The sequence below is a fragment of the Qipengyuania sp. NPDC077563 genome, assembly GCF_044901345.1.
Taxonomy (GTDB): domain Bacteria; phylum Pseudomonadota; class Alphaproteobacteria; order Sphingomonadales; family Sphingomonadaceae; genus Qipengyuania; species Qipengyuania aestuarii.
This window is the reverse complement of the sequence record NZ_JBJDPC010000003.1, coordinates 123,748-144,649: the sequence shown is the minus strand read 5'-3', so window position 1 is coordinate 144,649 and position 20,902 is coordinate 123,748. Positions and strand designations below refer to the sequence as shown.

20 protein-coding genes are annotated in these 20,902 nt (G+C 59.1%); 11 read left to right on the top strand and 9 right to left on the bottom strand.

Features of this window, described 5'->3' with window-relative positions; all coding sequences use genetic code 11:
* Nucleotides 1-512: 512 nt before the first annotated feature.
* Nucleotides 513-860 (top strand): hypothetical protein, encoded by a 348-nt coding sequence (locus ACI2I1_RS11710; RefSeq protein WP_404679280.1) that lies wholly within the window; start codon nucleotides 513-515, stop codon nucleotides 858-860.
* A gap of 255 nt (nucleotides 861-1,115) precedes the next feature.
* Here ACI2I1_RS11710 and ACI2I1_RS11705 read toward each other — a convergent pair whose 3' ends face one another.
* The 8 genes from ACI2I1_RS11705 to ACI2I1_RS11670 all read right to left on the bottom strand — a co-directional run bounded on the left by ACI2I1_RS11705 (nucleotide 1,116) and on the right by ACI2I1_RS11670 (nucleotide 7,998).
* A complete protein-coding gene (locus ACI2I1_RS11705; protein WP_404679279.1) occupies nucleotides 1,116-2,933 on the bottom strand; it encodes a relaxase/mobilization nuclease domain-containing protein in 1,818 nt (605 codons plus the stop codon).
* The gene (locus ACI2I1_RS11700) at nucleotides 2,930-3,208 is read right to left on the bottom strand and encodes a plasmid mobilization protein (protein WP_404679278.1); all 279 of its coding nucleotides are present in this window, start codon (nucleotides 3,206-3,208) and stop codon (nucleotides 2,930-2,932) included. Before ACI2I1_RS11700 ends, ACI2I1_RS11705 begins: the two co-directional genes overlap by 4 nt.
* 337 nt (nucleotides 3,209-3,545) lie before the next feature.
* Nucleotides 3,546-4,217 (bottom strand): hypothetical protein, encoded by a 672-nt coding sequence (locus ACI2I1_RS11695; protein ID WP_404679277.1) that lies wholly within the window; start codon nucleotides 4,215-4,217, stop codon nucleotides 3,546-3,548.
* Entirely contained in the window at nucleotides 4,214-4,933 is a 720-nt protein-coding gene (locus ACI2I1_RS11690) for a hypothetical protein (RefSeq protein ID WP_404679276.1), read from the bottom strand. Before ACI2I1_RS11690 ends, ACI2I1_RS11695 begins: the two co-directional genes overlap by 4 nt.
* A gap of 51 nt (nucleotides 4,934-4,984) precedes the next feature.
* A complete protein-coding gene (locus ACI2I1_RS11685; RefSeq protein WP_404679275.1) occupies nucleotides 4,985-5,389 on the bottom strand; it encodes a hypothetical protein in 405 nt (134 codons plus the stop codon).
* A gap of 1 nt (nucleotide 5,390) precedes the next feature.
* Nucleotides 5,391-5,633 carry a helix-turn-helix domain-containing protein gene (locus tag ACI2I1_RS11680; protein ID WP_404679274.1) on the bottom strand — a complete coding sequence of 81 codons (243 nt, stop codon included), beginning with the start codon at nucleotides 5,631-5,633 and terminating at the stop codon, nucleotides 5,391-5,393.
* A 274-nt stretch (nucleotides 5,634-5,907) separates the two neighbouring features.
* Nucleotides 5,908-6,291 carry a hypothetical protein gene (locus ACI2I1_RS11675; RefSeq protein ID WP_404679273.1) on the bottom strand — a complete coding sequence of 128 codons (384 nt, stop codon included), beginning with the start codon at nucleotides 6,289-6,291 and terminating at the stop codon, nucleotides 5,908-5,910.
* Between the two features lie 570 nt (nucleotides 6,292-6,861).
* On the bottom strand, nucleotides 6,862-7,998 hold the full coding sequence (locus tag ACI2I1_RS11670) for a tyrosine-type recombinase/integrase (RefSeq protein ID WP_404679272.1): 1,137 nt from the start codon (nucleotides 7,996-7,998) through the stop codon (nucleotides 6,862-6,864).
* 312 nt (nucleotides 7,999-8,310) lie between these two features.
* Between ACI2I1_RS11670 and ACI2I1_RS11665 the strand changes: the two genes are divergently transcribed.
* The 10 genes from ACI2I1_RS11665 (at nucleotide 8,311) to ACI2I1_RS11620 (ending at nucleotide 20,300) form a co-directional block, all read left to right on the top strand.
* A complete protein-coding gene (locus ACI2I1_RS11665; RefSeq protein ID WP_404679271.1) occupies nucleotides 8,311-8,865 on the top strand; it encodes a DUF4402 domain-containing protein in 555 nt (184 codons plus the stop codon).
* Nucleotides 8,866-8,957: 92 nt separating this feature from the next.
* The gene (locus ACI2I1_RS11660; protein WP_404679270.1) at nucleotides 8,958-9,431 is read left to right on the top strand and encodes a DUF4402 domain-containing protein; all 474 of its coding nucleotides are present in this window, start codon (nucleotides 8,958-8,960) and stop codon (nucleotides 9,429-9,431) included.
* A gap of 200 nt (nucleotides 9,432-9,631) precedes the next feature.
* Complete coding sequence (locus ACI2I1_RS11655; protein WP_404679269.1) at nucleotides 9,632-10,129, top strand: DUF4402 domain-containing protein; 498 nt, start codon at nucleotides 9,632-9,634, stop codon at nucleotides 10,127-10,129.
* A 70-nt stretch (nucleotides 10,130-10,199) separates the two neighbouring features.
* Nucleotides 10,200-10,730, top strand: a complete 531-nt coding sequence (locus ACI2I1_RS11650) for a DUF4402 domain-containing protein (protein ID WP_404679268.1) — start codon at nucleotides 10,200-10,202, stop codon at nucleotides 10,728-10,730.
* A gap of 82 nt (nucleotides 10,731-10,812) precedes the next feature.
* On the top strand, nucleotides 10,813-11,790 hold the full coding sequence (locus ACI2I1_RS11645; RefSeq protein ID WP_404679267.1) for a hypothetical protein: 978 nt from the start codon (nucleotides 10,813-10,815) through the stop codon (nucleotides 11,788-11,790).
* Between the two features lie 59 nt (nucleotides 11,791-11,849).
* Nucleotides 11,850-14,648 carry a hypothetical protein gene (locus ACI2I1_RS11640; protein ID WP_404679266.1) on the top strand — a complete coding sequence of 933 codons (2,799 nt, stop codon included), beginning with the start codon at nucleotides 11,850-11,852 and terminating at the stop codon, nucleotides 14,646-14,648.
* Nucleotides 14,649-14,727: 79 nt separating this feature from the next.
* A complete protein-coding gene (locus ACI2I1_RS11635) occupies nucleotides 14,728-15,885 on the top strand; it encodes a PepSY-associated TM helix domain-containing protein (protein WP_404679265.1) in 1,158 nt (385 codons plus the stop codon).
* Between the two features lie 196 nt (nucleotides 15,886-16,081).
* On the top strand, nucleotides 16,082-18,193 hold the full coding sequence (locus ACI2I1_RS11630) for a TonB-dependent receptor (RefSeq protein WP_404679264.1): 2,112 nt from the start codon (nucleotides 16,082-16,084) through the stop codon (nucleotides 18,191-18,193).
* A gap of 176 nt (nucleotides 18,194-18,369) precedes the next feature.
* Nucleotides 18,370-19,407 carry a diacylglycerol/lipid kinase family protein gene (locus ACI2I1_RS11625; RefSeq protein ID WP_404679263.1) on the top strand — a complete coding sequence of 346 codons (1,038 nt, stop codon included), beginning with the start codon at nucleotides 18,370-18,372 and terminating at the stop codon, nucleotides 19,405-19,407.
* Nucleotides 19,404-20,300, top strand: a complete 897-nt coding sequence (locus ACI2I1_RS11620; RefSeq protein ID WP_404679262.1) for a hypothetical protein — start codon at nucleotides 19,404-19,406, stop codon at nucleotides 20,298-20,300. Before ACI2I1_RS11625 ends, ACI2I1_RS11620 begins: the two co-directional genes overlap by 4 nt.
* Here the strand turns inward: ACI2I1_RS11620 and ACI2I1_RS11615 are convergent.
* Nucleotides 20,291-20,788: a DUF2141 domain-containing protein gene (locus ACI2I1_RS11615; protein ID WP_404679261.1), complete on the bottom strand. Its 498-nt coding sequence runs from the start codon at nucleotides 20,786-20,788 to the stop codon at nucleotides 20,291-20,293. The genes ACI2I1_RS11620 and ACI2I1_RS11615 overlap by 10 nt on opposite strands.
* Between the last annotated feature and the right edge of the window lie 114 nt (nucleotides 20,789-20,902).

Here is a 20,902-nt window from a genome sequence, read left to right as displayed (position 1 = left end):
GAGTTGCCCGGTACAGGCGCAAGCTGCGCCAGCGCCGTGTTCACTGCCGGCATCCCGCCCGCGCATTACCGCGGTGGATCAGTGATCGGGGTCGCTAGCCGGAGGATGCGTCGGTATCAGCTGATCGTCGCATTCGGTCGCGAGGCATGCCTCGAGGGTTGCGTGAGCGATGCGGGGACCGGTCAAGCCGAAGCCACGCCCAGAATGCAAAGCAACCGGCGATCTCGGCGAATGCAGCACCGACGTAGATAATATAGGTCATCCGGAGACGATGTCGCACAAGGAGGCGCGAGCAGCAATGTCGCTGCGCTGGTCGTTTGTGGCAGCGGTAATTTGCTCAGGACATCTTGAATAGATGCGTCGAACAGCAGCGATCTTAAGCATCTAGGCCAATGCGGGAGAGGCCTTAGCTGGAACCTAGAGCAGGCGAATTCGTCGTGCCTGTAACGGAACCAACGAGCTGCCAATTAGCGGTCTGGTTGATGTCTGACTGACCCGAAGGAATTTTGATCATGCGATTTGCAATCGTAGTGTGTTCCCTCGCTGTTGCCGCCTGCAGCTCTCAGGATGAAACCACTCCTGAAGAAGTTCCAGAAACGCAGGCAACGGCAGAGCCATTAACTCCGACCATTCCGCCACCGCAGCGTGAGGAACTCGCCGCCGCTTGGGCTGAAGGATGTCCCGAAGCAGAACCTGCCAACAAGGGTCTTTGTAAATCCAAGGGCTTTGGCCACCCCGATTTCACGTGCGATTTTGCTTTGGGAGACGATGAGTATCGTCGTTACACTGCAGAGCTGACGATGTCAGATGGGAAATGGGTTCTCGCTGAGCCGGAAAATGCGTGCGCCATCGTAGAGTAGTCCTTTGTCTTCGCGAAGTTCGACCGCTCCTTGTTCGAAGCCCTTCATCATTCGCTGGGGAAGGCCGATGCTGATGTGACTGTTTTCATATCTAGGTGATAAAATCCCACCGCCAGATGCCTTCGGTAATAATCCGCTTCTTGAGAGCCAAAGTTGGTGATGTGTGGGAGTGTGTCTGCATAGTTAGAACGTCAGGTTTAGCCATCCAATGGCTTGAAAGCGGACCGTCCGGGAGCGGCCCCATTCCAGTCGTTCTTAGAAGCCGGATCCTTTTCCTCGCCCCCTCATGGCTGCCAAGCGCACCGCGTCGCTCAATTCTTCGTCCTCGGCCGCACGGGCTGGCTCTGGAAAGCGCGAGAAATTGGTCGCACTCGTTCGTGCTACAGATCTTTCCGGCGGCTCCTTTTCCAAGCTCTTCGGTTTTGCCTTATCTCGCTTCTGCTGAGACGTCGTTGCGGATTCGCTCTTGCTTTCGTTCGCCGACTTCGACGAGACAGCCTTTTGGTCAACGACCGTTGGATCGTGGAGTATCTCTCCGTTCTCCAGGACGAGAGCGTATCCTCTCGCTTTCGCGACGTCCCGGCAGATATCGAGAAATTCTCGTGAGCCGGTCACGAGAATACGGTCGCCACGGGTGCTTGCCATGGCCAGACTGGCTGCGACCGCATTCTCTTCGATTTGATGGACGATCAAAACAACGCCGATGTCGGTGACTGCGAGACTGCCATCATCATTGCGGTACTCTACTGCATAATCACAAGCGCCGCCCGTTAGGCCGTGATCGCGGGCAATGGCCTGGTCTCGGAAAACATTTGGCGCAAAAATAAATTCTGGAAGCTTGACCTTCTTGGGCGGGGGCTGACCTACCTTGTACCATTGATCGCGCTGAAGCTTAGTCTCAGCTATTGTAGCGCGCGCGCGATCGAACGCTTTCTTCACCTCAGCCTCAGCAAGGTCAAAGGATAGCTCGAGACGGGCAGCGGCAATGATGACTTTGTATTCGGACTTCTCCGCGAAGATCTTCTTCTTGAGACGCTTTCGTCTTTCCCTGAGCTTCGCCAGGGCTTGGTTCCAAGCCTCGCGAACACGCTTGCGCTCCTCCCTCAAGGCGGCCAAGTAATTCTCGTAAGGGTCGCGCTCGAGAAGCGGATCTGGCGCGTACTCGCCGAGCCGTTCTGTCATCTCGCCATACGAGAATTCTCTGCCGAATGAGGAAGCTTTCATTCGCTCGTCGTTGATCGTAATCTGCGCTCCCGATCCTTTTGTGCGATAAGTGGCACCAAGTTTGACGAGGCGGTTGTGCAGCTCTTGCCAACTTTGCGCGGATCGTATGGCTTCAGCTACCGCGGCATTTTCAGGAGAATGGCACTTTTCGGAAGCAACTAATTTACGCGTGGCGCAACCTGCGCGCGAACCATTTGCGCGGCGCATGATTTCCCCGGTTTCGCGCTCGCGAACCTCGCCCCCGCTCGCGGCATAGATCGCGTTAGTTTCGGATTCCCAACCTTGCGCATCCTCAATGATCGCGGCGACCTGATGGAGTCGATCAATGTCCCAGCCATCGCCGGGGTTGACCACCTTTTGCTTCGCAAGGTCGATCCTGTTGACCACGAGATGAAGGTGATAATTTTTTGTGTTTGAATGCGTGGCCCAGACAATCTGGCAATCTTGGTAACCCATCTCCTGCGCGAAGATGTCTACTGCGTCCTCGATCTCTTTCAGGGCAGGTCGTTCGTGCGATTTCCAGCTCATGACGTAATGCTCAATCGGGTCGACTGCGCCGGGCGTGAGCAAATTGGCGGCAAGCATCTGGCGCTGAAGCCCGACGAGCGCGCTCCCCTGTAAACGACGAGTGCCGTGCAGGTCGACTTTCTCTCCAACCTCAACCGGGTGGCCCGCCAGTATCTGCGTGTCCAAAACATACTTGGCCAGCGCATTCTCGCCGTCGTACATTAAGGAGCGATCCGTACTCGCATTCAGCACGTAAGTTGAAAGCACATTCACGATCGTCCGGATTTCGTCGAACGAGCGCCGCTTGCGTGGGGCGCCTTTTCTTATGCGCTTTACGATCATTCCGAGCCGCCCGGCTCACTCGGCGAGTTCGAAAGTTCGCGAACAAGGGCGTGAAGTTCTTCCAGCAATTGTGGCTCGCAGCGAACATCAGTCTCGAGTTTGTGGGCCAAGCTGACCAAACGAGCCAATGCCGCCAACTCCGGATTGGAGAGGACTGGGGTATCGGTCACTCTTCGGTGCAAATAGGAAGAGACAGAAAGGTTCGCAGCTAATGCTGCAACCTTGATTTCCTCGATCTGGTGCGGCTTCAGGCGCAACGATACTGTCTTTGTCATTCTAAATTTCCCTGTGCGAGAAGGCGCCCGCCGAGCACGGATCTGAACGTGTAAACACGTTCCAACCTGCCTTGAATTTTCCTCCCTGACTGGGAAAGAAAGACGCCTATGTTGAGACTTCCGCGAGCCCGGTCGGCTCGCGTTTGAGATTACCGTGACGAGCTCAGACTATCCGTCTCGTCAGAGTTGATGATCAGCGTGAGACCGATGCGACTTCGGTCGGGAAGGCTTCATGGCCTTCTGCGCCTTAAATCGAAGATCGCATTGGCGACGGCTCGGCCGGAAGCCGGAAATGCGTGCGAAGGGATAAATATCCGCGCCTGTCATTTCGCCGGCCTCAGTCGAGATTCAAATCGTACCTGCACCGGTCTTGTCCATGAGACCGATAAGGGGTCTGGCCGGGAGCGCGACAAGATTGGTGAAGCTTGAGCAAGTGGTAAGGATCGGCATTCGTGCCGCGGACATTGGCGAAATCCAGTATCGCGATTAGGGATTCATCGAATGGCGGTTCGCGACGGCTCCAGTCGACGTTGCCGCCAACCGTTTCTTGGACTGCTTCGGCAAAATTGATCTTTGCGTAGGACTCCTCGGTGAACCACATGGGTCTGATCCAACCCCAAGCGAAGAGGGTTGCGAAGAGGAAAAACGCCAACCCGAATGCCGCGACGAGAAGCCCGAGGCCTCTCAGGAAGGCCTTGTTGGCAGCAGTTTGGGCGGATGGTGAAGACTCATAGATACGCTCGACGGCCTCTTCGACCATCACCTCGACCACGGCCTGCGACCTCGCCTGTACCTGCGTGAGAATCTCTTCACCTGCCTTGGAGATCGTCTCGCGCAGAAGTCTGTGCTGAGCCTGCTTGATCATGAGATCAGCTACGTATGTCCGAGATTCCGTGAGAGCCTTCGGCGCGAGGAGAAGGAAGCTACGCAGTTCATCGACATCTTCGGGCAACATGACCCGGCCTGTGGCCTGTCGGTAGAGTGTGGGATAATCCAGCCGCTCACTCATTTCGCGATCCTTTCGAGAAGGGGGGCGAAGGCCGTGCGAATCTCTGCGAGGTAAGCGAAGACGTCGTAGTGGTGATAGGGAGCGAGATTGTCCAAGGACGCTGCGGCGAAGGGAAGGTCCTGACGCTCGAGCTCGCGGGCTGCAGCGTTGGAAAGCTCGGGCATGATCAATTCGGAACCGCCCTGGGAGCGGAATTCGGTGCGAGTGTTACTCTCATTCCACTCGCGGAAGTCGCGCTTTGTCGCGGCTCGCATATTCTTCACCGCGAAGGTGCGATCGCAACTGACCTGGTTCATCGTCTGGTTGAGGATGTTCAGGCTGTCGTACTCGGCTGCGACACAGAAGAGCCGGAGGAGGGGGCGCTGGAGATGGTCGGCGGTTGCCTGCATGCGCCGATATTGGACGGGCAGGACGCTCCCGACCTGGCTCGCTAGGTCGATGAGGATTACCGAATTGGGATCGGCCTGGGACATCAGCGAGAACATCCGGTCCCACTCACTAGGATCCGTCCAGTCGATGAACGTGATGTCTTCATTGGCATGAAAGCGAATGAAGTTCTGGTTCGTGGGATCGACATCGAACCCTACCCAGCTGATGTTGTGAACGGTGAGGAGGTAAGCGAGCAAGCGGATCAGAAACGTCTTGCCGACCCCGCCCTTGCCGCCATCCACACAGAGGATGGCGGCGACGACCTCACGAGCAGTAAGCTGTCGCATTTTTCGGACTTTCGTATTTGGTGATGCTGATGGCGAAGGGATGGGGAGCGCCTAGAGCTTTCCCCGCGGCACGTTCTTCATCTCGGTGGAGCTGCCGAGGAGATCCTGCTGCTCACCCAAGCCGCCATCGGATGGGGATGCCTTTTTGGCAGAGCGGGAGTGCGACTTGCTCCTTTTCGAAGACGACTTCGGCGGCTTGACCAACTCCTTTCGCGCTACGCTCAACGCCTTCCGGAACGTGGCGAGGCCGATCCCCTCACTTTCGAGGTCCTTCAGGATTTCAGGGTCCCGCAACTCGGCCGCGCCGAAACCCGGCGCACCTTCCAGCACAAGGCGCGCCAGTTCGAGTGCACGATCTTTGGCTTTGTCTGTCCTGATCTCCTGTGACCGGGAAGTCATAGCCTTCGCCAAGGAGGAGAGACCGTTATGCTCTTGGTTGTTGGTGGAAGGGTTCATGTTACTCTCCTCCTCCAGAGTTGCTGTCTCCGAAGAGGGGCAAGTCGCGCACGAACTTCCGGAGGTCCTCCGGGCAGATGATGGTGCGCCGGCCGGCCTTTCGGGCGGTCAAGCGCCCGTCGCCCAACGCCAGATATATGGAAGACCTAGAAAGCCCGGCGATCTTCGCCGCTTCCTCGACGCTATATGCGAAGGGCCTGCGCGGCTCTCGGTCAGGGTCCGACTGTTTGTTATGTTTGTCCATGTGTATGTCCTTTCAAGTGAACACACACAGACGTACCGAGGGATCTGAAGCGGCTAGAGGACAAATATCGAGAAATTTTGGATCGATTTTTTACCTATTGCGGCGGCTACAGTTCTTACCCTCCGCAGAACGGAAGATCTTGTGCATCGCCCGACGGTGAAAGATGCGCTTCTTAAGCTTTTTCGAGAAGAGGAATGAGTCAGGCGCGTATCGCGCGCCACAAGTATGAGTAGCGCTTGAGTAAAAATCGGCGTTCGATCTCGGAAATGTGACTTTAAGGATTCGCGTCTGCAAGCCACTTCTTCTTCGCAAGCCTCATAAGGTGGGCGGTCTCGTTTGGCAGGAAGTTATTTTTAGAGATTTTATTTTTAGAGATTTTCGAGGCGGCAGTTTGCACAAATCTTACCCCCGGCCCTCCGCGACCCTGATCGTCAACCGTGATACCAATAGACCCGTTACCCCAAATAGATTTGAAGACAATCATTAAACGGGCTACGAGAAGCTGGTCCGTCTCAGAAGCCTGTCGTCGTGTGATTATTTCATCGCTGCCTTGCCTTTTGTCGGATTTTCTCTCTTCTTCTTCTTTGGCTTTGGTCTTGGCTTCTTTTGCGATACGTACATCGCAAAGGTCGACTAATTCGAAAAGTGAACGGATCAAATCGTTGGGGTCGGGGATGTATTCGTCCTCATTGGTATAAATTGATCCGGTTCGGGCTCGGGAGCCTCAAATATACCGCCGGGGAAAAAGTGACCAGGATTGAGGTCTTTGACGCTGCCCCCTGCATCCAATCCGAAACTACCTAGAAGGTTTATTGCTTGCTCGCGAACCTTTGTGGCGTGTTCCCACCTCTTGTGAGCAGTCGAAAGATATGAAATCGAGTTCTGAGCTCGGTGCAGAGATGCAATCGTCTCCAGTTCAAGATGGAGAAATGTAAGCAGGTCATCACTCAAAGGGGTGTAGACCTTGGGTGGTCCCTTTCTGGCTAAGCGGTCCAGCTCCTCACAATCAGCTCGGGAAAAAACGTCCTCAAGGACATGTTTTTTTTGAATTTATCTGCGATGACCTTGGAGTACACTGACTTTCCTACATGGTGTCCGGGCTTGAAGCGGGAGTCCGGCTTTCCCCACCGCGCTCCTGCTACGGAACCATTAGGATCTATTTAAAGGGTCGTCGGGCGATGGGCTTGCCATCACACCTGAGGGGACATGTCTTCCAGAAACAAGGGTCCTAAAGCGCTAGCGTATCCAACGCCTGTAGAGCAGCTTCACTGGTCAAATGACCATAGTGTCGCTCGATCATTTCGGCGCTTGTTCCGCTAATTTGGGCGATGGTAAGGAGGGGAAGGCCGGCCATTACCAAATCCGTGATGGTGCTATGCCTCAAAGTGTAAGCGGTGGTGTCCTTGGACAACCCGGCTTTCTTTGCTGCTGCATGGATCGGTTTTTTCCACGTATGTCTATCCCAAGGCTTACCATTAGACCGTGCGAAGATTGGAGCTTCCGGTGCCTTTTTCTGAGCTTGTTTAGCCACAAGTTGAGCGGCGTCAGTCGGCAACTTAATCCGGCGTGGCCTGCCGTTTTTGTCCTTTCCGATAGTCAGCTCGTTGGTGCGCCTTTCGAAGTCGCGCGTCTGCAAAGATGCCAGTGCTCCAGGCTGCAGAGGCAACAGGCACAAGGCTCGGACGAACGGCTCGGCCTCTAAATCAGTCTCAGCGACAAGTTTTCTTCGTTCCTTGCGATCAAGATAGAGGGTCCGGCGACCATCGGCATTTGGCGTCGGCTTAAGGGCTTCTTGCCAGGCTGAATCGGATTGTGGAGCCCCTTGCGGTAACATGGCTGCTAAAGCCGCTCGAAGTGCGGCCATATCGCGGTTTACGGATGAAGCTGCCCGTGCTCGGTAGTTATTCTCCCCAATCTTGCGGCGTGATACTAGAGCTGGCTTCCCTTCCAGACGAGTCCGCCATTCTCGAAGGTGGCGCCGGCGTAACTTTCCGAGCTTAATTTTTGCGATTGGATCATGATAGATGTGCCGCTTGAACCGACCTTCGGCATCTGGGCGTGAAGCTGCGTATTGACGACACGCATCGGCTACGGTTTCGATTAGGACTACAGGATTGCCACCGCTCTCAACAAGTTCGGCGATGCCTTCCGTATCCCGCTTTGCGGCAGCGAACATCTCGTTGCCCGGGAGGGTCCCATAATCCCCCAAAGATTTCACATGATAGCGACCGCGATCCTCATCGTAGACCCGCGATCCATTTGCCTTTCCCTCCGCGCCTTGATGGACGAAATCCAAGAAAGCATCCTGCGCGCAGGCGCTGCCAATGCGGCTCACGCTGAGGCTTGAGTTTGCTTCGATCTCCAACTCTGCTCAGATCCGTCACAGATGCCAACCTTTGTATGTAATAAGTATGGAATACATAGATGGATTCAGTAGGACAATAGCAAGTTCAATTTAAACGAATTTGGTAGATTGTCGCGGAAATTTCACCTGCATCTCTGCTCTCCGAAGGCAGAGGCCACAGGTTCGAATCCTGTCGGGTGCGCCATGACCTCCCGCTCTAGGCACAACCATCTGTTATTCCTGGCGTAATTTCGCCGGCCCCAAGCGAATTGTGATTTGCGCGCGATCCGTGGCATAGTCCGCCACTGGCTGGGAAACTGGTAGGGAAGAGCCATGCGATCCGTTGTTCACTTTTCGCTATGCGCGCTCGCCATCCTCGGGCTGGCAATCCCCTCGGTCACCCTCGCCCAGCCCCGCTCCGGCGACCTGCGGCTGCGGACCGACGGCGAGCTAAAGTTCGGCACCTTCATGGTCTTCGGCAGCGGCGCGCGAAGCGTGAGCGCATCGGGCGCGGTGGTGGACCAATCGATCGTGGCTCTGGAAGGAACAAAGGCCCGGCCCGGCCAGTTTACAGTGGAGTATGAACGAAAAGGCGCCAACACGAGGGCTCTCACAGTGACGATCGAACTCGTCATCTCGGCGCCTGCCCAGATTCGCCAGGGCGGGGTCAATGCCCGACTGAGCCAGTTCGAAACGGACCTTCCTGGCTATTCCCGCATCTCCAACGGACAATCCGTTCGGGTCGAGCTGCCGAACTGTCGTTCCAAGACTTGTACCCGGAGTTTCAACATCGGCGCGCGGCTCGACGTGACGCGCAATTACGGGGGCGCGGATATTGCGATCCCGATCGATCTCGACGGGCGGGTGGTTTCAGTGGACTGGTCTTGAGGCCCGAGCGGCTGCTTCCTGACTTTCGCCCTTCCTTCTGGGCGCTTACATTATGCGCAACTTTGCTCCCGCATCAGGCGAAAGCCCGAGAATTGGGAACCTCCCAAGGCACTGCCACGGCCCAAGTTGTCGAGCCCATCCGCACGGTTCCGCTGGAGAATCTATCCTTCGGCGCGATTTCGGTCGCGCAAGGGCGGGCGGGAGAAGTCCGCGTGAATTCCGATGGGGCGACGGTGACGTATGTTGACGGAGCTAAGCCTCAATGCGGCGCCCGCGCCAATTGCTCTACGCATCCAGGCAGTTTCTCGGTCTTCGGTGCTGCCCACCAGGCCTACGACGTGTCCTTGCCATCCCAAGTCACGGCTTATGGCCGCAGGACAGGCCGGGGGCTGGTCGTCGGAGATCTAGAAATGCGCAGTTCCAACAATCCTGCCCTGCACCATGGTGGCCGACTTGATGGGGACGGAAGAGATACCTTTTTTGTCGGCGGTATTCTGTCTGTGCCCGCGGGTATTGAAGCGGATGTCTTCACCGCAGAGCTGCCGGTTACCGTTTCCTACAATTGATTGCACTAAGGTTAACCTTAACAAAGGGTTTCTCCGACGCATTTCCGGCGAAGTCACTGGTTAATTTCATCTTTAGCAACTCTAAGTAAGTTCTTAAGTTTACTCCGGGTAACATTGGTCCCGACGGGAATGGTCAAGTCAGATTCCTGTTTTCGGTAATTTCGGCGAACGCCGGAATCAAAATTTGAAGGGGACCAACCTTGAAAAAACTCGCAATTCTCGCTGCCGCAGCAGCAGTAGTATCAGGGCCTGCCATGGCTGCCCCTGGAGATACCGCAACCGCACAAGGTGCGGCTACTGCTGAAGTCGTCGCACCGATCACGCTCGCGCATCAGACCGGCGCCGCACTCGATTTCGGTACGTTCACCACCGGCACCAACGGCGGCACAGTCACTGTGGATCTGACCGGTGCGGGCGTAGCGACCGCTGACGTCACCCTGATTGGCGGTTCGGTAGAAGCTGCCGACCTTTTCGACGTGACCGGCGACGTGAACCGCAGCTTCGCTATCAGCACCACGCCCGGTTCGGTTTCGAACGGCACCGACACGATGAACTTCACGACTTCGGCTCCTGCTTCGGCTTCGCTGAACGGGTCGGGCGCAGCATCTTTCGCAGTTGGCGGCGTGCTGACTGTGGCAGGCGGTGAGTCCTCCGGTTCCTACACCGGCACTTACGACGTTACCGTCAGCTATAACTGATTCGACTACGTAGGGTGCGGGGTGACGCATGATTCCCCGCACCCGGCCTCTTTTTCGGGAGGGTAGGCCCATGCTGAAACGTTCCATATCCCTGTGCCTGGTCCTGCTGGCCGGTCTCTCCTTGTCGTCACCGGTTCTTGCAGAGCCTGGAACGAGCGCGCAGGAGACCGGAGCTGCGGCCGCGAATGTGGCGGAACCGATAACTATTCAGCGATTGGCAGACCTGCGTTTCGGGCGGTTCGCATCGCCGTCTACTCCCAGTACTATCCAGATTACTCCCGCCGGGGCGTTTACTCCGGCAGGCGATGTCGTATCCTCCACCCAGATGGCACAGCCGGCAAATGGCCGTGGCCCAGCCCAGTTCAGGGTGCGCCAGGCAGGTAATCGCGGTGGCACAGTCAGGATTCCAGAGACCATCACTTTGAGGAGTGGCGGTAATTCGATGGACGTGACCGGTGTCCAGGGCACCTTGACCGTCATCTCCGGCTTCGGTCGCTTTCGCGTCTACCGCCTGGATCTCGGCGGAACCTTGCAGGTAAGGGCGAATCAGGCGCCTGGCTCCTATGTCGGCGACTTTGATGTGACCGTCGTCTACAACTAGTCCGGCTCTGCCGACTTACCGAATGTTAACCGTCGAACCGTATCAAGCTCTCTGAAAAAGAGGGCTTTTGGTCGGCTATCCCATGAAGAAAATTTACCATGTTGCTGCGCGTGCAATCGGCTCGGCTTTCGGGCTTGCCTGTTGCGTATTGTCCAGCCCAGCCCTTCCTCAGAGCCTCGCGCTTGAAGCCGCACCTGTCGAGACCGAAGAAGAAGCCGCTTTGCCGCAAGTGGAAGCCGGGCAAGTTCCCGAGGGTTCGGTCGGCGGAATGGGCGATATCAATCTTTATCCCCGCCGGATCGTCATGGATCAGCGCCAGCGAATTTCTTCCGTTGGCATCTACAACAAGACCCCGTTCGACGGCGATTACGAGATCTCGATCAGCGACATGGTGATGACCGAGACCGGAGCGGTCATCCCGGTCGATAATCTGCCCCCCGGGGTGGACGCCGGCGATCTCAAGGCCGCCAGCGACATGCTGCGCTGGTCTCCCCGCCGGGTCATGCTGCCCGGAAGCGAGGCGCAGACCGTGCGGATCATGGCGCGCCCTCCCGCAGACCTGCCCGACGGAGAATACCGCGCACATTTCATGGTGGTTTCGGTGCCCAAGGATATCGATGAGGGTTTTTCCATCGAGGATGCCGTCGCGGATTCCGCAGGTGCCGGCGAAAGCGTGGGCGTAACCATCCGTCCCCGCTTTGGAATTTCCATCCCCGTCATCATTCGCGTTGGAGAGACCACGCTTGATGTAGCTTTGCGGGATCTGTCCCTCGCCGAGGACGCGCAAGGCGACGCCATCACCCTCACTATTGCCCGCAGCGGCACAAGGTCGGCTTACGGCGATCTTACGATCACCGCCGCCGGCATCGCCGAGCCCGTGGCTATCGCCAAGGGGATCGGCGTCTATCCGGAAATCGACAGCCGGACCGTCCGCCTTGCCCTCAACCCCGAGTTCGACCGCGATCGGCTGCCCTCAGGCACAGTCCTGACGGCCACTTTTGTCGATGACGATTACGCCCCGGGCCGGACCTTGGCGAGACAGGAATTCAGCGTCCCGTGAGGGTGCTCGGCGCGTTCGGTGTGTTGACCTGGCTTGCCGGGGCACCATCGCTCGCGAACGTGCCCACAAAAGAAGATATTTCCTCGGACGACGCCATCCTGGCCGAAGCTGGCAAGCCGACTCCGGTATCGGCCACGCCAGCATCCGCTGGCGTTTCGCCGCTGCCTCCCGGGGTGAAGATGGCGGCATCCAATTCCCAATCGCAGCAACCCTTCGATCTGACGCCTGGCCGTCAGATTTTCCCGGTCGACAAGGGGGATCTGCCCCTCTTCACCGTGGATGACGAACTGATCCTGCAATTGCGGATAAAGGGGTTCGATTCGTCCGATACACTCATCGCCTACGGATCGCGTGAGGCTTTGTATCTTCCACTTGGCGAACTCACACGCATTTTGGACCTCGCCATCCGGATCAGCGACGACGGCCATTATGCGAGCGGGTGGTTCTTGGCGGAAGCCCGCAAGCTAACAGTGGATTTGCGCCAGCGCAGGATCGTGACGCCAGATGGAATCCGGCCGCTCAAGCCGGATGACGCGATGGCCTTCGAAGGGGAGATGTATCTGCGGAGCGAAATCTTTCCCGAGATCCTTCCTGTCGCGCTCGAACCCAACCTTCGAAGCCAGTCCATTCTTGTGACTACGCAGGAACCCTTTCCCTTCGAGGAACGCCTGCTCCGCGAAACCGAACGCGCCAAATTGGGAACGCGGCGCACCTCGGGCGAGGCGGAACCTTGGACAAGGCAGGAAACGCCTTGGCTGCCGATCTCGGTCCCGATGGGCGATGTGGAACTAAGGCCGGTTTCCGATTCCGCGAAAGGCGCGCGCATCGAAGGCGATCTGCGCCTGTCGGGCGATGTCGCCTATCTAACCGCCCAGACCTATTTCTCCGCGACCAGTCAGGACGGACTGGTTGCCTCGCTCGTCCAGGCCGGCCGCCGCGATGTCGATGGCGATCTGCTGGGTCCCCTTTCTGCAAGCGAATTCCAGTTCGGCGACGTTGCTACCACGTCGATGCCTGTAGGTTTGCGGGGACGCTCGGGCAGGGGCGGGTTCGTTACCAACCGGCCGTTCGAGAGCGTGTCGGTCTTCGAACAGATCGATTTGCGCGGTATCTTGCCCAGCGGTTACGAGGTCGAACTTTACCGCAATGACATCCTCGTGGGCTCTGTCGCCAAGGCCAGCAATGGCCAGTATGAATTCCTGGAAATTCCCCTCGACTACGGCCTTAATGTCTTCCGGTTCATCTTTTACGGGCCACAAGGGCAGCGCCGCGAAGAGGTCAAGCGCGTCAGCGTGGGAGACGGCCGGCTGTCGAAAGGAAAGCTCGAATATGATGTCGGGGCCATTCAGCGCGGCGTGAACCTGCTTGGAGTGAACGGCCCCGAGTTCAATCCGAGCGAAGGCTATGGCGGCTGGCAGGCCGCGGGGCGCGTCTCATACGGATTGAGCGAGAACATCACTGCGCTGGCGAGCGTGGCGATGATCGATCAGGATGAGGATGGCGGCCTGGTCGGGACAGCCGGGGTCCGCACCGGCTTTGGTGGCTTGGCGCTTCGTGCGGATGCGGCCTTGGCCAGCGGCGGCCGCTTCGCCATGGGAATTGGCACCGGTGGCCGTTTGCTGGGAGGCGCGTTCGCTCTGTCCCATTTCGAATATGGCGGCGGCTTCGTCGATGAATTGCGCAGCAACAACCGCGATCCGCTGAGCCGGGCCACGGAATTGGATATCAACACTACGCTGAAGGTCGGCGGAGGGGTGAATGCCATCCCTGTGGCCGCGCGGCTGCGCAATATTGCATATTTCGACGGGCGGTCGGACATGCGTGCGCTGGTGCGCGGATCGGCCCGCATGGCCGGCCTGGTCCTGTCCGGCAACCTCGAATATCAGCGCGCCACCAATCGGGATGGCACCGGCTTTACGCAGCTCGGCGGCAATTTCGATCTGGCCACCTTCAGGCGCTCGCGCACGCAGGCACGCGCTTCGGTCGGATACAGGATTATGCCCGAAGTCGAGCTCGCCAATGTATCGGGCGAGATCGACCGTCAGCTCGATGATCGCACGGTGGTGAACGCCCGCGCGTCCTACGCTTTCAATGGCGGGGGCCTGGGCCTGGGAGCTTCGGCCATTCGCGAATTCGAGCGGTTTTCGCTCGCCTTCGACGGCAACTATGCATTCGAGCTCAAGAATTACTCGGCCGCGATCAGGCTGGGATTCAGCTTCGGCCGCGATCCGTTGACGCGTGAGTTTTTCCTTGCGCGTCCCGGACAGGCCTCGTCCGGCGGCGTCAGCCTTCGTGCCTTTCAGGACATGAACGGCGACGGCATCTTCGGCGAAGGGGATGCCGTGCTCGAGAATGTGGATTTTACCGTCCACAACAATGTTGGAACGACAAGGGCGGATGGAACGGCGCGCCTTACCCATCTGGGCCATGGCAACCGCGCGACCCTGCAGGTGGATCCGACCACGCTGCCCGATATCCTCATGGTTCCGGTAGAGCGAGGGGTGGAATTCGTTCCGCGTGCAGGCCGTTTCCACGTCATGGACTTTCCCATCGTCGCACAGAGCGAGATCGAGGGAACGGTATCGTTCAAGGGTGCAAAGCAAGGGCGCGGCGTTTCCGGTCTTCGTCTGCAGCTGGTCGATACGGACGGCAAGATCCGCGGGACAGCGCGATCCGAGCGGGGTGGCTACTTCTTCTTCGAGCAGGTGCTGCCGGGGTCTTACCAACTGGCGGTCGACCCAGAACAGGCTGGCAAGCTCGGCATTTGCATCTCCGATGCCGAACGGGTGGAGGTCGGCGCCGAAGGGTCGATCCAGTCGCTCGATATCGAAGTGCGCGAATGCGAGCAGGCCACCTGACTGCATATTGTGAGAAGCCCGTGTGCTATTGCGAATGATTAGCATTGACCCGCAGGATTGGCATCTGTAGCGGGCGCGCATGTCTCGCCGAGCGATCCGAATCTGGTACCTGATCCACAAGTGGAGCAGCCTCATTCCGACCGTTTTCCTGCTAATGCTTTGCCTCACTGGTCTGCCGCTCATTTTCCATGACGAAATCGACGCGGCCATGGCTGGAGACGCGGAAGCAGCGCTGAGTGGTCCTCCCTCGGCCGAAGCCGGTCTGCCGCTCGATGTCATGCTTGACAAGGCTCTCGCGGGTGATCCTGGGTCAGTGCCGCTGTTCATGGCATTCAGTCAGGACAGTCCTTTGCTGACCGTGACAACCGGGCCGCGCCCCGATGCGCCCGCCGATCAGATGGAGCTTTTCTTCTTCGACAGGACGACTGGCGCGTCGCTAGGCCCAGCACCGGTCAATCCGGTGATGGACTTCATCCTCCAGCTGCATACGGACATGTTTCTTGGCCTGCCAGGCATGCTGGTTCTGGGTGCGATGGGATTGCTGTTCGTCGTCGCGCTGGTCTCGGGTACCGTTCTTTACGCCCCTTTCATGCGCAAGATCGCATTCGGCACCATTCGCAAGAATAAAAGCGACCGCTTGCGCCAGCTCGATCAGCACAATTTCGTCGGTATCGTGGCGCTGGCGTGGATGCTCGTCATCGGGCTGACGGGTGCCATCAATGCCTTTGCCGACCCACTGACCGACAGCTGGCGCGCCGGTGAGGTTGCGCGGATGACTACGTCATACTCGGGTACACCTTCGCTGGCTCCGCAGGATTATGGATCACTGGACGCGGCGATGGCCGCCGCTAACCGGGCTCTCCCCGGCCGCAGCCCGCAGTTCATCGGCTTTCCCGGCGGCGACTGGTCGTCCGGTCACCATTATGCGATCTTCTTCCAGGGTGACCGCGGCCTCACCGAGCATCTGCTGACCCCGGCGCTTGTCGACGCGGCCACGGCACAAGTTACCGACGCCCGTGACATGCCAGCGCTCAATCAGGCGCTGATGATGTCCAAGCCGCTGCATTTCGGGGACTATGGCGGGCTGCCGCTTAAGCTGATCTGGGCCTTGCTGACCCTGGCCACAATCTGGGTTCTATGGACCGGAATTCTTCTCTGGCTTCGGCGCACCCCGGGCAACATCGAACGCCGGGTGGAGGAAATCTATTCCGGCAGCACTCCGGGGCAGACCGCATGAAAAGCGCGCGGCGTAAACCCTCGGCAATTTTCGCAATTCCGCTGCTGATCGGCATGGCGCTCCTTGCGGGCCTTATCCTTGGCCTGACTGGCGAAGGCGCGCGAGATGCGCTGGCGTGGGCCCTCGTTGGCCTTGCTCCGATGACCCTCTTTTTCGGCCTTTTGCGCCGGTCTCCGAAACGATCCCCAAACTGATCATGAAAGACCTCCACATGAATCGTTCGACGTGCATTTCCACGCTTGCCCTTGCCTTGTCGCTCCCTGCCGTTGCCCATGCGCAGGAGGACCAGGACACCATCGTGGTCACGGCTCAGCGCGCGAACCAATCGGAAGTCACCAATGGTGGGAGCGCGGGGGTTCTTGGAGACAAGGCGGCTGAAGACCTGCCCTTCACAATCCGCACCTATAACGAGAGCCTGATCCTCAACCAGCAGCCGCTTACGCTGGGCGAGGTGCTCGAAAACGACGCCACCATCCGCACGACCTACGGCTTCGGCAATGCAGCAGAACAGTTCGTCGTTCGCGGGTTCACGCTGTTCGGCGACGACGTGGGCGTGAACGGCCTTTATGGCATCGGCCCGCGCCAATTGGTAGCTCCCCAGCTCTTTGGCAGCGTGCAGGTTCTCAACGGTGCCAGCGCATTCCTCAACGGGGCGGCGCCTGGCGGAACCGGGCTCGGCGGTAACGTCAACCTGCAGCTTAAGCGGGCAGGGTCCCGAGATTTCGTCCGCGTTACTGGATCGGCGCAAGAAAACGCCCGCTTCGGCGGCGCGGTCGACGTTTCGCGGCGCTTCGGCGAGAACCGCGAATGGGGTGTCCGCCTCAACGGCGCGTACAGTGACGGCGAAACATCAATCGACCGCGAAGACCGGCGCACGGGCGTCGTCGGCGCGGCGATCGATTACTCTTCGGGACCGTTCAAGGCAGCGCTCGACCTTGCCTTCCAAGAGGTCCGCGTGGACGGCCTGCGCCCCAAGGTGACAATCGCAGCGGGCGCCATTCCGGCGGTTCCCGAAGCGGACGCCAATTACGCGCAGAACTTCACTTACAGTGAACTGCGCGATGTCTTCGGCACCATCGATCTCGAATATGCCGTGGCAGATAATGCCACTATTTACGCGAAGGCGGGCGCGCGCGATGGATCGGAAGAGGGGATATATGGCGGGATCACCGTCGATGACGCGGTGACGGGGGCGGCGACAGGATCGGCCCTGTTCGTCCCTGCCACCACCAATAACGAAGCGGTGGAAGCGGGTCTGCGTGTGAAGCTCGGCCAGGCAATCACGCATGAGTTCAATTTCGGCGGCAACGCCAACTGGCAGGTCTTCCGCACGGCCTATGATTTCCTTCCGGGCTACAGCACCAACCTTTACGACACCCCGCAGGTCGCGCGACCTGACTCCACCGGCTTCATCGGCGGCGATCTCGACAATCCTAATCCTACCGCGCGGACCACGCTGTTCAGCGCCTTTGCGTCGGATACGGTGGGTCTGTGGAATGACCGCATTCTGGTGACAGGCGGGCTGCGCCTCCAGAACATCCGCCAGCGCAACATCAACTATGATGGCACTCCCGCGGATTTCTACGATCGTGACGCCGTAACTCCGGTGGCCGGACTCGTCGTCAAGCCTGCCGAACAGCTGTCCCTTTACGCAAACAGGATCGAGGCGCTTCAGGCAGGGCCCATCGTCCCATTCGACACAGCCAATCCCCTGCCTAACGCGGGTCAGGCACTCGCGCCGCGCAAGTCGGTCCAGTATGAAGTGGGCGGAAAACTGGGTCTGGGCGGCATGTTCCTCACGCTTGGTGCCTATCGGATAAAACGGCCGGGCGAGGGGCTGCTGGAAGACGGCACCTTTGGTTACCGCGGGGAGCAGCGCAATGAAGGCCTGGAATTCACCGCCAGCGGCGAAGTGGCGGCGGGCCTGCGTCTGATCGGCGGTGCCGCCCTGACCGACGCGGAATATGACGATGGCACGAAGGTAACCGGCGTTCCCGAATACACTGCCAATGCGGATGTCGAATGGGACCCTGCGTTTCTTCCGGGCGCCACATTGACGGCGCGGGTTATCCATACCGGCCCCCAGTGGGTCGATGCGGCGAACACTCTGGAACTCGACACCTGGACCCGTTTAGATCTTGGTGCCCGTTACGTATTTGCTGCCGGCGAGACGCCGGTCACAGTCCGGCTCTCGGTCGATAACGTCGCCAACGAACGCTATTGGGCCAGTGCCTTCGATGCTTTCTCCTCGGCCTTGCTGCAGGGGACGCCGCGCACTTTCAAGGCCAGCATTTCGGCCGACTTCTGATCCTGCAGCCGAGAGGCAGTGGAAAGTCTTCCCTGCCTCTCGGCCGCAAGCGAAGGGCAGCTTTCCAGCCAAAGCTGGAAATCGCTGGCCAAAAGGTTACATAGTCATGACAAAGTGTGACTCATTCGGGAAACTACTAGGTTCGCCGATCTCTATCGGGCATTGGCGCCAAGACTATGGAACGTACGATCTACCAGTTCGAGGACTTTGCCCGCAGCGCAGGTAACAGCGCACGCGCGCCGCTGCGCTTGCAGCCGGCGAGCCGTAGCGGCCAGGCCGTGCGCGTGGGTGTGATCCTCAATCGTCGCAGCCACCAGAACCTCGCGGAAACGCGCGAATGCGAAGGGCGCAGCAACGTGACGGTCGCATGCCCCGATACGCGTCACGATATCGTCCACGAACTGGCCCGCTTTGCCGAGCGCGGCATCGATCTGCTGGTCATCAGCGGGGGAGATGGGACAGTTCGCGATGTCCTGACCATGGGGCAAAGCGTTTTCGGCAACAACTGGCCCAAGATCGCGGTTCTGCCGAAGGGCAAGACCAATGCCCTCAATGTGGATTTGGGTTCGCCTGAGGACTGGACCTTATCGCAGGCCATTGCCGCCTACACCAATGGGCGTACGGTCAGGCGCAGGCCGCTAGCGCTCAAGCCGATCGACAGCAAGGACCCTCCAGTGCTCGGCTTCATCATGGGAGCGGGCGCCTTTTCTTTGGGTGTCGACGCCGGTCAGGACGCTCACAAGATCGGCTTCTTCAATTCGCTTGCGGTTGGAATGACCAGCGCTTGGGGCGTATTGCAGGCCTTGTTCGGGAGCGACGGCAACCAATGGCGGCGAGGAACGCGCCTCAAGCTCGCCTACCTGCCATCCGGTCGCCAGATCGAGCGATCGGATTTCGGCGATGCTCGGCGGCGGCACCTCATGCTCGCATCGACACTCCAGACGATGCCGCTCGATATCAAGCTGTTCGGGAAAGGTCAGAACGGCATTCGCCTGGTCGTGCTCGATCATCCGCGGCGCCGCGTGCTTTTTTCGGTTCCGGCAATTCTCGCTGGCTGGCATCCCCGCTGGCTGAAGACGCAGGGCCTGCACCATGTCGCGGCCGAGGGTTTCACCATGATGCTCGATACCCCCTTCGTGCTGGACGGGGAGCATTTCGCTCCGGGTAGCTACCGGATCGAACAGGGGCCCGAACTGACCTTCGTCGCCGAGTGACGCAAACCCTGCGCACGCGGGTGGGCGAGACGCTATCCCTGCCGCTTCGGCCCGAAGTGCAGGCCTATGCCCAGCGCCTCGGGGAAGAGGCTGGCGCGCTGTCGGTGCTGTTCTACGGCTCCAATCTGCGTACCGGCTCGCTTGAAGGCGTGCTGGATTTTTACGTCCTGCTCCCCGGCCCCCAGCGCGAGCGTGTCTGGCCGCGCGTCAGCTACCGTGAATGGCCGTCGGAAGGAGAAACGCTCCGCGCGAAGATCGCCACGATGAGCCTGGCGAAATTCTCCGAAGCCGCCGCTGGGCAAAGCAGGGATACTACGATCTGGACCCGCTTCGTCCAACCGAGCGCGCTGGCCTGGTCGCGTGATGGCGATGCTGCCGAAAAAGTCACCGAGGCGATCATGCAGGCGGCCTGCACTGCGAGCCGTTTTGCAGCTGTGCTCGGTCCCGAGGCGGGAAAGGCGGAAGATTTCTGGCGCGCGCTGTTCCAGGCAACCTATCGCGCGGAATTTCGGGTCGAGAAACCGGGGCGCGAGGATTCGATCCTGACGGTGAACGCGTCACATTTCGACGGGCTTCTGCCATTGGCTTGGGAGGCGGCGGGTATCCCGTTCGGCCGGACCAATGGGCAACTGGAGCCGGACCTTCCTGCACAGACAGAAACCGACCTGCGCGCCCGGTGGAAGCGGCGCGAACGACTTGGGAAGCCGCTTAATATCCTGCGTCTCGCCAAGGCAACCACCACTTTCGAAGGGGCCGCGCGCTATGGCGCATGGAAGCTGGAGCGTCACACCGGCATCGCGCTCGAGGTGACCCCCTTTCGCGAACGGCACCCCCTGCTCGCCATGCCAGGGGCGGCATGGGAGCTGTGGAGGGCGCGACGCGCTCAGCGGTAACGCATGGTGATCGAGATGTTCTCGACGCCGTTGCCGACATCGAAGCCGACATTCTTGTAGCTCGGCTTGCCGAGGTTGAAGATGTTGATGCTCGGATTGTTCGACATGGCGCCGCCGTCGCTGAAAATGTCGGTCTTACCGTTGCCATTGACGTCGTGGCGCACTGCAATGCCATAATGGCCGGGTTTGGGCAGCGGCACGCAGAACCGCATCGTTCCGGCCTTTGCGGGCGCTTCCATGCGATTGATCCACCGCCCGGACTCCAGCCAATCCTGCTTCGTGGCGCGATAGGACTGGATGCGGATGGTGCCTTTCGATTCCTTGACACCATTGATGGACACCATCACTGCAGGCCCCTTGCCGGGAGCGCATTTTAAAGCATCGTGAGTGATCTTTTCGCGGTACTGCGCCTGCGCGGGAGCCGCGAAGGACAGGCCCGTCAGCGCAAGCGCCGCGGCCCCGGTGAAGAGGGATAAGGTCCTTGTCATGGCTAATAGCCCCGTAATCGTTCTAGCGGGCTTACCCGCAGGATATGGGGGGCGATATAGCATCTGGCTCTGAATTACGGCTGAATTTGCCGTTCAATTCCCATTCCGGCGAGC